The sequence below is a fragment of the Pseudonocardia xinjiangensis genome (assembly GCF_050948425.1).
In the GTDB taxonomy this organism is placed as follows: Bacteria; Actinomycetota; Actinomycetes; order Mycobacteriales; family Pseudonocardiaceae; genus Pseudonocardia; species Pseudonocardia xinjiangensis.
The window spans coordinates 3,517,462-3,528,411 of record NZ_CP192009.1 but is presented as its reverse complement, the minus strand read 5'-3'; the positions used below and the strand labels follow the sequence as shown (position 1 = coordinate 3,528,411).

Genomic DNA, 10,950 nt, shown 5'->3' with positions numbered 1-10,950 from the left:
CCATGCCCATGCCCATGCGCCAGTCCATTCGACTCGCCACGTACCTGATGAAGCAGAAGATCAAGCGGGTGGAGAAGTTCCCGCTCCTGGTCGAGCTGGAGCCGCTGTTCGCGTGCAACCTCAAGTGCGCCGGCTGCGGGAAGATCGAACAGCCCGCATCGCTGCTGAAGCAGCGGATGTCCGTCGAGCAGGCGGTCGGCGCCATCGAGGAGAGCGGCGCACCGATGGTCTCCATCGCCGGTGGCGAGCCGCTGATGCACAAGGAGATCGACGAGATCGTCCGTCAGCTGCTCGCCCGCGGGAAGATCGTCTTCCTCTGCACGAACGCGGTGCTGCTGCCCAAGCACCTGCACCGCTTCACCCCGCACAAGAACTTCGCGTGGATGGTGCACATCGACGGCCTGCGCGACCGCCACGACGCCTCGGTGTGCAAGGACGGGGTGTTCGACCAGGCGGTCGACGCGATCAAGCTGGCGAAGGAGAAAGGGTTCCGGGTCAACACGAACACCACCTTCTTCAACACCGACACGCCGCAGGACGTGATCGACGTCCTCGACTACCTCAACGACGAGCTCGGCATCGACAACATGCAGATCTCGCCGGCCTACGCCTACGAGAAGGCCCCCGACCAGGAGCACTGGCTGGGCGTCGAGCAGACCCGCGAGCTGTTCCGCAAGGCCTTCGACGGGGGCAGGCGCAAGAAGTGGCGGCTCAACCACTCCCCGATCTTCCTCGACTTCCTCGAGGGCAAGGTCGACCTCGCCTGCACCGCGTGGGCGATCCCGTCCTACTCGCTGCTGGGCTGGCAGCGCCCCTGCTACCTGCTCGACGACGGCTACGTGCAGACCTACAAGGAACTGGTGGAGGACACGGACTGGTCGGCCTTCGGACGGGGCAACGACCCGCGCTGCGAGAACTGCATGGCCCACTGCGGGTACGAGCCCTCGGCGGTCTTCGCAACTCTCGGCTCGCTGCGCGAGTCGCTGCGCGCCGCAGCGGGTACCTGATTACGGGGGGCCGGTCGAATCGGACGATGAGCCCGTTATCGCCTCGTTACCGGTGTCACTACACTGCTTGCACCCCGTGGTCAGCCGGAGAGGCAGAGCATGTTGCAACACCGCATTACGGTCCACCTTCCCCCGGTCGGGTCGTTGTTACGGCATGCGGGCATCCCGCTGCTGGAGTCCACACTGATCCCGCTGGCCCTGTTCTGGGTGCTGTTCACCCAGGCCGGGTTCGACGCAGGGCTGTACGCCGCGCTGGGCTGGTCCGGGCTGGCGATCGGCCGCAGGCTGGTCATGCGCCAGCGGGTCCCGGTGGTCCTGCTCATGAGCACGATGCTGCTGGTCGTGCGCACCGTGGTGGGCCTGTGGACGGGCAGCGCCTTCCTCTACTTCCTGCAGCCCACGGTGCAGAACTTCGTGTTCGCCGTGGCGTTGCTCGTCACCCTGGGCTTCGAGCGTCCGCTGCTGGCGAAGCTGGCCGACGACTTCTGCCCGTTCCCGGAGGCACTGACCGGGCACCCGCGCATCAAGCGCTTCTTCAAGCGCGTGTCGCTGCTGTGGGCGTGCGTGTTCCTGGTGAACGGCGCCACCACGCTCGCCGTGCTCGCCACCCAGACCGTCGGCAACTACCTCGTGGTCTCCACCGCCGGGTCGTACTCGATGGTGGCGCTGGGCATCGGGCTGTCGCTCTGGTGGTTCCGCCGGTCGCTGGCGGGCGAGGGCATCCGGCTGCGGATCGGCGCACCCGCCGCGGCCTGACACCGCTCCGGCCGCGCACCGCCCAGCGGTCAGACCCGCTGGGCGAGCGCGGCCAGCTCGTCGTCGAGATCGGCGCGGCCGAACTCGGCCGCGCGGGCGGCCAGTGCAGCCCGCGCGCCGGGGTCCTCCCGGAGCCTGCGCACCGCGGCGGTCACCTCGGCGGGGGTCCGGCAGACCACCGCGAGCCCGGCCGCCGCCGTCATCGCCGCTCCGGCCCGCCCGTGGCCGGGGATGGGGGCGGCGAACAGCACGGCACGCCCGACGGCCAGGGCCTCGGTCGCGATCACCCCGCCCGCCGTGGTGACCACGAGGTCCGCCGCGGTGATCTCCTCGGCCACCCGGTCGGTCCAGCCGCGGGCGACCAGCCGGTCGGACGGCAGGCCGCGCGCGAGCAGCCGGGCCCGCAGCCGCTCGTTGCGGGCGCACAGGACCACCGCCTGCACGTCCTCCCCACCGGCCAGTACCGCGTCCACCACCCGCTCGAGGCCTCCGAAGCCCAGCGACCCCCCGGTGACCAGCACGACGAACGCGTCCGTGCGCAGGCCGGTGGCGGCCCGGGCCGCGCTCGGGTCACCCGGCCGGAAGCGCCGGTCGACCGCCGCGGGCACCACCCGCACCTCAGCCAGCGGAGCGACGGCCCGCGCCTGCTCCCGGGAGGCGGGCAGCAGCGTCCAGGTCTCGTCGAGGTCGGGCCACACCCAGAACGGGTGCACGGCCACGTCGGTCACCACCGCGACCGCGCGGCCCGGCAGCCGGCCCCGCCGCCGCAGCCAGGCCAGCCCTCCGGAGATCATCGGGTAGGTCGAGACGACCAGGTCGGGGGACGCCGCCGCGATGACCGGTTCGAGCGACCGGCCGATGCCGCCTGCGGACATCGCCTTGAACACCTCGGCGGCCTTCGGGAACCGGACCAGCAGGTCGTAGCCGATCCCGTAGAGCCGCGGGACGAACCGCAGGGTCAGCCGGTAGGAGACCCGCAGCAGAGCGTCCCGCGACCCGCGGCCGGTGCTCTCGACCTCGAGCACCTCGGCGTCCGGCCAGAGCACGCGCATCCGCGCCGCCAGTGCCCGCGCGGCGGCGACGTGCCCCTCGCCGACCGGCGCGGAGAGCAGCAGCACCCGCCCCGGGCCGCCCGACCCACCCGCTCCTCCTGCATCGTCCACAAGCGCACGCTAGCGGCGCATCGACTCCCCGGTGGGGTGGCATGAACACGGACACCCCCACGACCACGGCGACGAGCACCCGGACCGGACCCGCCCCGGGGCCCGGCCCGGCACACCCGCGGCGGGTCCTGCTGGTCACCGGCGGCATCGGCGAGGGCCATCACGCCGCCGCCCGGGCCGTCGAGGAACGGGCCCGGCGCGCGTGGCCGGGCGTCGAGGTCGTGTGGACCGACACCCTCGACGGGATGGGCCGGGGCACCGGGCCCGTCTTCCGGGCGATCTACGCCGGCTGCATGCGGCGGTTCTCCTGGCTCTACGAGCTGTACTTCTGGCTGCTCTGGCACGTGCGCCCGTTCCGCGCCGGCACCCGGGCCGTGATCGGGGCGTGGAGCGGCCGCGGCCTCGCCCGCCAGCTGGCCCGCCACTCCCCCGACCTCGTCGTGGCCACCTTCCCCGAGGGCATCACGGGACTCGGCGCGCTGCGCCGCCGCGGCAGGCTGCCGATGCCCGCCGTCGCCGTGATGGCCGACCCGGCGCCGCACCCGCTCTGGGTGGACCCCGGCCTGGACCTGCACCTGGTGTCCACCGACGCGGCAGCGGCACTGGTGCGCCGCGCCGCCCCGGACGCCCGGGCCCGGGTGGCGGCCCTGCCCGTCTCGAGCCGGTTCACCCCACCACCCGTCGAGGCTGCCCGAGCGCGCCCGCAGGTGTACGTGTCCTGCGGCTCGATGGCGTTCGGCGACGTCGCGGCGGCGTGCGCCGCCGTCCTCGACGCCGGTGCGGACGTGCTCGTGAGCAGCGGCCGCAACGCCACTGTGCGGCGCAGGCTGTGCGCCGTCGGCCGCGCCCACCCGCGCGGGGCGGCGATGCGGGTGGTCGACTGGGTCGACGACCCCGCTGCGGCCACCCGGGACTGCGACGTCGTCGTGGCCAACGCCGGCGGCGCCACCACGCTCGAGGCGCTCGCGTGCGCACGCCCGCTCCTGCTGTTCGCACCGATCGCCGGGCACGGCCGCGCCACCGCCGCGCTGCTCGCCGACGCCGGGCTCGCCCGCGTGTGCCCGGCACCGGCCGACCTCACGGCGGCGCTCGCCGACCTCGCCCGCGACGGCCACCGCGAGGCCCTCGTCGCGTCGCTGCTCGCCCGCCTCGCCGGCACCGACCTCACCGCCGACGTCGCGGCGCTCGCCGACCTCGCCCGGCTCCGGGCACAGCCACGGGCCACGCCGGGCCCACGGCATCCGCGGGTGCGCTCGCAGGACGCGTTGTTCCTGCACGCCGCAACGCCCGAGGTACCCCAGCAGGTGGGCGCGCGCATCCTCATCGAGGACCCCGACGGCCGCGACGACTGGCCCGAGGCACTGGCCGGACTCATCCGCGACCGGGTCCCGGACATCCCGCTGCTGCGCCGGCGTCTGCTGCGCCCCCGGCCCGGACGGCCGTTGCGCTGGCTCGTCGACGACACGCCCGACCCCGGCCGGCACGTGCGGCCCGGCATCGTCGAGATCGGGGCCGACGGCACCGCCCCCACCTGGGACGACGCCCTCACGGCGTTCTTCGCCACGGTGGTCGACCCGGTGGCGACCGGGTGGGAGCTGCAGGTGGCCCGCGACCGGGCGGCCGGCGAGATCGCCGTGCTGGCCAAGGTGCACCACGCGCTGGGTGACGGTCTCGCCGTCACCGACGCGCTGATCCGGCTGTTGAGCGACGAGATCACCCCGGCCACCCCCGACCGGCCCCGGAGCACCCCGGACGAGCCGGCGGGCGTGGCCCACCGGCTGCGCCGCGCCGCCGTGGTCGTCCGGGGGGTCGCGAGCCTCGCCCTCGTCGGTGGCGCCGGGGCGTCACCGCTGGCAGGGCGCGTCGCCGGCACGGCCCACCGGCGCGCCGGCGTGTGCCTGGACGGCGCGCAGGTGCGTGCGGCGGCGCGGGCGCACGGCGTCGGCACCACCGTCCTGCTGCTGGCCGTCGTGGCCGAGACCCTGCACACGCTGCTCACCGAGCGCGACCCGCAGGCCGTGCCCGCGGCGGTGCGCACCATGGTGCCGATGACCACCCGCACCAGCGCCACGGTGGGCAGCCGCGCGCTGGGCAACCGCACCGCCGCCGTCTCGATCGACCTGCCGACGGGCCCGATGTCCCCGGCCGAACGCGTCGGGCGGGTGGAGAAAGCGCTGGCAGCGGGCTCGTCGGCCGGGCAGCCCGATGGCGCGGCCGCAGTGCTGCGCGTACTCGGACTGCTACCGTGGCGGCTGCAGGCCCAGCTGGTGCGCCTCGCCTACGGGCGGCGGTTCTTCCACGCACTGGCCTCGGTCATGCCGGGCTCGCGGCGCCCGTTGCACTCGCGCGGCGGCCTGATCCGCGAGGTGTACCCGGTGCTGCCGTTGGCCGACGGGGTGGGGCTGGCCGTCGGCGCGCTCCACTGGGGCCGCACCACAGCGATCGGGATCACCGCTGATCCAGGGCTGATACCCGAGATCGGGGGAATTCCCGACCGGGTCAGGGCGTCGTTAAGCGCTGTGCAGGATCGTGTGGACCGAGTTGACTGAGGGGGCTGGGGGCTGGAGGTGGTGATGGACTCGGGAACAGCGTTGGTGATCGCCGTGCCGGCCGCAGTGCTGGGCGCTGCCGGGTTCGGGCTGGCCAGCGCCGCGCAGCAACGGGCGACGCACGAGGTGGCGGTCGCTCCGACCCTCAGCCCGCGGCTGATCGTCGAGCTGCTCGCCCGTCCGATGTGGCTGCTCGGCCTGGTGGCCACGATCGTCGCCCTCGCCCTGCAGATCGTCGCGCTGGCCTTCGGGCCGCTCGCGGTGGTGCAGCCGCTGCTCGTCACCGGGGTCGCCTTCGCCTCCGTGTTCGCCGCGCTGATGAACGGGCGGCGGCCCGACGCGCTGATCCTGCTCGGTGCGCTGCTCTGCGCGGCCGGGCTCTCGGCGTTCCTGCTGCTCGCCCGGCCCACCGAAGGCAGCACCGGCGGCGAGTTCAACCTCATGGCCGGGCTGCCGTTGGCGATAGCACTGGCCGTACTGGTGCTCGGCTGCGTCCTCTACGCGGCCACCGTGGAGCACTCCTCGCGGGTCCTGGCACTGGCGCTGGCCACCGGCGTCCTCTACGGCGTCACCGCCGGGCTGATGAAGGTCATCACCGGGCAGCTACGGGTCGGGCTGGACGAACCGTTCCGCCACCCGGTGCTGTACGTGGTCTGCATCATCGGCCCGATGGGCTTCCTGCTGAGCCAGAACACCTTCCAGGCCGGGCAGCTCGTGGCACCGGCCGTGGCCGTGATCACGAGTGTCGACCCGGTGATCGGTGTCCTCATCGGCGTGAGCTGGCTCGGCGAGCGGCTGGACAGCTCCCCGTCGCTGCTCATGGGCCAGTACCTCGCCGCAGCCGTGGTCATCGGCTCGATCGCGCTGATCGCCATGCGCGGCCACCACCTGCTGCAGCGCCGGGAGATCATGGCCGACCGCCCGCTCGTGATGCGCCGCGGCGCGGGACCCGTCGCCCGATGACGTCCCTCTGCTGCGGATGACCTCGCTGCCCCGCAACGCCGTGGTCACCGGTGCCTCGTCCGGAATCGGGGCCGCGGTGGCGGAACGCCTCGCCCACCACGGCTGCCGGCTGTTGCTCGTGGGCCGGGACCGGGACCGGCTCGACGCCGTCGCCCTCCGCAGCGGGGGCCGTGCGCTGGTGGCGGACCTGCGGGAACCCGCCGGGGTCGCGGCCGTGTCCGACGCCGCGGACGGCTGGGCGCAGCTGCTGGTCCACGGGGCCGGGGTCGGCGCCGCCGGACCGCTGGCCGACACACCCGCCGAGGTCGTCGACGAGCTGCTGACCGTCAACCTCGTCGCTCCCGTGCAGCTCACCCGGGCCCTGCTGCCGACGCTGCGCACCGCCCGCGGCCACGTGGTGTTCGTCGCCTCCGTCGCGGCGATCGGGGTGGCGTACGAGGCCGCGTACTCGGCGACCAAGGCAGGCCTGCGCGGGTTCGCCGACGCACTGCGCGTGGAGTCGGACATCGGCGTCACCACCGTCCTGCCCGGCGCCGTCGCGACCCCGTACTACGAGCGGCGCGGGCAGCCCTACCACCGGCGCTTCCCGCGTGCGGTCAGCCCGGAGCGGGTGGCCGGCGCGCTGGTCGACGCGGTGCGCCGCGACCGTGCCGAGGTGTTCGTGCCGCGCTGGCTCACCGTCGGCGCGCGCGTGCACGGCGTCGCGCCGGCCGCCTTCGCGCACCTGTCACGGCGGATGGACCGGCGACCGGACGCGGGTCACGGCTGACCCTCGGCCGCCTCACCCACGGCGTCCCTGTAGGTGAGCCACACCCTGTCGCGGGTGAACGGGAGCCGGGCGAAGCGGACCCCGGTCGCGTCCCGCAGCGCGTTGGCCAGCGCCGGTGCGACGGGGATGAAGGGGCTCTCGCTCATCGACTTCGCCCCGAGCGGGCCCATCGCGTCGGCGGTGCGGGAGAAGTGGACCTCCGTGCGCGGCACGTCGGCGAAGGCGGGCAGGTGGTAGCGGCGGAAGTCCGGGGTGCTGACCTGCCCGTTCTCCTCGATCCGGACCTGCTCGTACAGGGCGGCGCCGAGGGCTTGGGCGACCCCGCCCTCCACCTGGCCGCGCAGCTGCAACGGGTTCATGACGACGCCGGCGTCGGCCGCGTGGACGCTGCGCAGGATCCGGATCTCCCCGGTGTCGGGGTCGACCGCGACGCGGAACCACTGCGCGTTGAAGGCCACCGAGCGCGGGGTGCCGTCCGAGTGGCCGTCCGCGGCCGGTTCGTGCCCGGCGTCGCGCATCGCCGCCCACAGCTTCGGCAACGGCAGCCGCTGCCCCCCGCAGTTCACGGCGTCCGGCTCCAGGTGGCACCGTCCCGGCTCCGTTCCGGTGCAGGCGGCCGCACCGGCGAGCAGCGCCGCCCGCAGGGCCTCGGCCGCGCGCAGCACCGCCTTCCCCCCGACGACGATGCCCGCGGAGGCGAAGACACCCGTGTCGTGGCCGACGACGTCGGTGTCGGCCTGCCGGACGCCGATGTGGTCCACCGTGGTGCCCAGGGTGGCGGCCGCGATCTGGCTGTGCACGGTGGCGAGGCCGTTGCCGAACTCGACGCTGCCGACGGCCAGGTCGTAACAGCCGTCCTCCAGCAGCGTGAGTCGGGCGTCGGCGAAGTGGCCACCGGGGGGCCCGGTGGCGATCATGGACAGCGCCATGCCGTGCCCGACCAGCCAGCCATCGGGTGCCGGCGCGCCTGCCTTGTCGTCGGAGGCGGCGTCCCGGACGACCGAGAGGCACTGATCGAGCCCGTAGCTGCCCATCTCCAGGTCCTGTTTCGGGCCGCCGGGATCGACCACGGGATCACCCGAGGCGATGATGTTGCGTTCGCGGAACGCAGCCGGCTCGATGCCCAGCCGCCGCGCCAGCTCGTCCAGCGCCGACTCCACGGCGAACGTCACCTGGCTGAGCCCGTAGCCGCGGAACGCACCGGAGGGGACGGTGGTGGTGTAGACGGCGAAGCCGTCCACCCTGCGGTTCGGGCAGCGGTAGAGCGCCAGTGGCTCCGAACAGCTGTGGAACAGCACCGACGGCGAGTGGTTGCCGTAGGCGCCCGCGTCCGCGACGACCCGCAGCGCCATGCCGGTGAGCGTGCCGTCGCGGCGCCCGCCCACCGTCATGCGGACGGAGAAGGGGTGGCGGGTGGTGGACGCGGTGAACTGCTCGTCGCGGGTGTACTCGAGCTTCACCGGGCCGCCGGTGTGCAGCGCGGCGAGCACCACGACGTCCTCCACCAGCATCTCCTGCTTCCCGCCGAAGCCGCCGCCGACGCGCCCGGCGACCACACGCAGCCGGTCCTCCGGCAGGTCGAACAGGTCGCACAGGACCCTGCGGGTCAGGAACGGCGTCTGCGTGCTGCTGCGGACGGTGAGCCTGCCGTCCTCCTCGAACCAGGCGACGGCTCCGTGGGTCTCCAGGTGCGCCGGCTGCACCCGCTGCGAGCCGAAGGTCCCCTCGTAGACCACGTCGGCCTGCGCGAACGCCTGCTCGACGTCGCCGATCTCCTCGTGCATCTCGCCGACGACGTTGTCCTGCGGCCGGGCGATCCGGGTCTCCGGGCCCTTCCCCGGGTGGATGACGGGCGCGCCCGGCGACATGGCCCGCTCCGGGTCGGTCACGGCGGGCAGCACCTCGTAGTCCACGCGGACCCGGCGGCAGCCCTCAGCGGCCGCGGCTTCGGTCTCGGCCACCACCACGGCGACGCGCTGCCCGATGTGGCGAACCACGTCGTCCAGCACCCGGGTGTCGGCGGGGTCCTCCTCCGGGTGCTCGTGGCGAGCCGAGGAGAACAGTCCGATCGGGGCGTCATGGTGGGTGAGGACGGCGACCACCCCCGGCACCGCCATGGCCGGCCCCGTGTCGATGCCGGCGATCCGCGCGTGGGCGTGCGGGGAGCGCAGGAGCTTGATGTGGCGCAGCCCAGGAACCTCGACGTCGAACGTGTAGCGGGCGGTCCCGGTGACGATCTGTGGCCCGGCGGGGGCGGCCACGCTGCAGCCCACGGCCTGCCCCGGAGCGGGCTCGTCGACACGCCGGACCCCACGCACGGCGTCCTCGATCGCGCGGTAGCCGGTGCAGCGGCACAGGTTGCCCTTGAACGCGCGCGGCAGGTCGTTCAGCTGTTCCTCGTCCAGGGTCGCGGTGGTCATGATGAACCCGGCCGTGCAGAACCCGCACTGGAAGCCCTGCGCGTCCAGGAACCGTTGCTGCGCCGGGTGCAGCTCGCCGCCGGCTGCCAGCCCCTCGATCGTGGTGACCTCGTGTCCCTGCGCGCGGTGTGCCGGGTAGACGCAGCTGTGCACCGGCTCCCCGTCGACGAGCACGGTGCAGGCGCCGCAGTCCCCCGCGTCGCAGCCCTTCTTCACCCCGAACCAGCCGCGCTCCCGCAGGTAGGTTCGCAGGCACTGGCCCGGCCGGGGCCGCTCCGCGAACTCGCGCCCGTTCACCACCACGCCCATCAGCGGGTCCCCTCCTCCAGCTCGCGGCGGATCTCCTCGGCCAGCCGCCGCGTCATGTGCCGCCGCCAGGCCGGTAGCCCGTGGACGTCGTCGACGTAGGCCTGCGCCGGGATCGCCTCCGCCACGGCATCGGCGAGGGTGCCCGCGTCCGGAGCCCGGCCGAAGCGCAGCTGCACCGGCCGGACCGTCGATGCGGTGACGGTGAGGGTGAGCGAGCCCTCGAGCGGGTCGAGCCGGCCGATGAGCAGGGCCCCGGACCGCCCGACGGGATACAGCGAGGCCTGGCGGAACGCCGTCCTGCTCCGCAGCGCGGAGGTCGGCAGGGTCACCGACCGCAGGAGCTCCCCGTCCGACAGCACCGTGGTGCCCACCCCGGTGACGACGTCGGCGACCGGCACGAACCGCCGGGCACCGTCGGGTGCGACCAGGGTGGCGGTGCCCTCCAGCGCCGCGGTCAGGGAGATCATCGGGCCCGCGGGCAGCGCGTTGCAGATGTTGCCGCCCACCGTGGCCATCGTCCAGATCTTGAACGAGGCCACGAACGAGCGGCAGCACTGCTCGACCAGGGACGGGCCCGTCGCCGGCCGGACCGCGGTCCACCCGGCGGGCGGGACGAACCGCGCCAGGTCGGCAACGGTGCACGTCGCCGCGATCTCCAGGCCACGGTCCGTCACCTCCAGCGGAGCCCACCCCATGTCGCTCAGGTCCAGCAGCCGGGTGAGGTGCGGCTGCGGCTCGGAGAACAGGAACGTCCCGCCCGCCAGCCACGCATCACCCCGTCGCCACCCGTCGAGCTCCCGGGCGCTCCGGATCTCCGTCACCGTGTCCAGGTCCACACCCACCACCATCCACCCGCCGGTCGATGCCGGCGCTGACGGCACACACCGGGGACGAGCCCGACGGCGGTGTGGAGGCAGGTCGCAGTGCGTGTTCCGACGATCTGAGCAGCTTCGGCCGCCGCGGGGCGCCAACCCGTGATGCGCATCTCACATCCGGTGACCCCAGGTGAGAGGT

Annotated in this window: 8 protein-coding genes; 5 read left to right on the top strand and 3 right to left on the bottom strand. The window is 74.0% G+C overall.

Annotated features, from left to right (window positions below):
- Positions 1-2: 2 nt before the first annotated feature.
- Both hpnH and ACQPZA_RS16580 read left to right on the top strand, forming a co-directional pair.
- Positions 3-1,007 carry an adenosyl-hopene transferase HpnH gene (hpnH, locus tag ACQPZA_RS16585; RefSeq protein ID WP_169396998.1) on the top strand — a complete coding sequence of 335 codons (1,005 nt, stop codon included), beginning with the start codon at positions 3-5 and terminating at the stop codon, positions 1,005-1,007.
- 144 nt (positions 1,008-1,151) lie between these two features.
- Positions 1,152-1,763, top strand: coding sequence for a VC0807 family protein (locus tag ACQPZA_RS16580; protein ID WP_433282030.1), 612 nt, complete (start codon positions 1,152-1,154; stop codon positions 1,761-1,763).
- Positions 1,764-1,792: 29 nt separating this feature from the next.
- Here ACQPZA_RS16580 and ACQPZA_RS16575 read toward each other — a convergent pair whose 3' ends face one another.
- Positions 1,793-2,926: an MGDG synthase family glycosyltransferase gene (locus ACQPZA_RS16575; RefSeq protein ID WP_433282028.1), complete on the bottom strand. Its 1,134-nt coding sequence runs from the start codon at positions 2,924-2,926 to the stop codon at positions 1,793-1,795.
- A 41-nt stretch (positions 2,927-2,967) separates the two neighbouring features.
- Here ACQPZA_RS16575 and ACQPZA_RS16570 point away from each other — a divergent pair, with 41 nt between their 5' ends.
- From ACQPZA_RS16570 to ACQPZA_RS16560, 3 genes are read left to right on the top strand one after another with little or no spacing between them, the layout of a single operon-like run.
- Complete coding sequence (locus ACQPZA_RS16570) at positions 2,968-5,475, top strand: wax ester/triacylglycerol synthase domain-containing protein (RefSeq protein WP_433282026.1); 2,508 nt, start codon at positions 2,968-2,970, stop codon at positions 5,473-5,475.
- Between the two features lie 24 nt (positions 5,476-5,499).
- On the top strand, positions 5,500-6,438 hold the full coding sequence (locus tag ACQPZA_RS16565) for a DMT family transporter (protein ID WP_433282024.1): 939 nt from the start codon (positions 5,500-5,502) through the stop codon (positions 6,436-6,438).
- 16 nt (positions 6,439-6,454) lie between these two features.
- Positions 6,455-7,207, top strand: coding sequence for an SDR family NAD(P)-dependent oxidoreductase (locus tag ACQPZA_RS16560; protein WP_433282022.1), 753 nt, complete (start codon positions 6,455-6,457; stop codon positions 7,205-7,207).
- Here the strand turns inward: ACQPZA_RS16560 and ACQPZA_RS16555 are convergent.
- Both ACQPZA_RS16555 and ACQPZA_RS16550 read right to left on the bottom strand, forming a co-directional pair.
- Positions 7,198-9,936: a molybdopterin-dependent oxidoreductase gene (locus ACQPZA_RS16555; protein ID WP_433282020.1), complete on the bottom strand. Its 2,739-nt coding sequence runs from the start codon at positions 9,934-9,936 to the stop codon at positions 7,198-7,200. The genes ACQPZA_RS16560 and ACQPZA_RS16555 overlap by 10 nt on opposite strands.
- The gene (locus ACQPZA_RS16550) at positions 9,936-10,772 is read right to left on the bottom strand and encodes an FAD binding domain-containing protein (protein WP_433282017.1); all 837 of its coding nucleotides are present in this window, start codon (positions 10,770-10,772) and stop codon (positions 9,936-9,938) included. Before ACQPZA_RS16550 ends, ACQPZA_RS16555 begins: the two co-directional genes overlap by 1 nt.
- Positions 10,773-10,950 lie beyond the last annotated feature (178 nt).

Coding starts and splice junctions, on each gene's coding strand:
- hpnH (WP_169396998.1), top strand. CDS start 3: ATGCCCATGCCCATGCGCCAGTCCATTCGACTCGCCACGTACCTGATG.
- ACQPZA_RS16570 (WP_433282026.1), top strand. CDS start 2,968: ATGAACACGGACACCCCCACGACCACGGCGACGAGCACCCGGACCGGA.
- ACQPZA_RS16565 (WP_433282024.1), top strand. CDS start 5,500: ATGGACTCGGGAACAGCGTTGGTGATCGCCGTGCCGGCCGCAGTGCTG.
- ACQPZA_RS16560 (WP_433282022.1), top strand. CDS start 6,455: ATGACCTCGCTGCCCCGCAACGCCGTGGTCACCGGTGCCTCGTCCGGA.
- ACQPZA_RS16555 (WP_433282020.1), bottom strand. CDS start 9,936: ATGGGCGTGGTGGTGAACGGGCGCGAGTTCGCGGAGCGGCCCCGGCCG.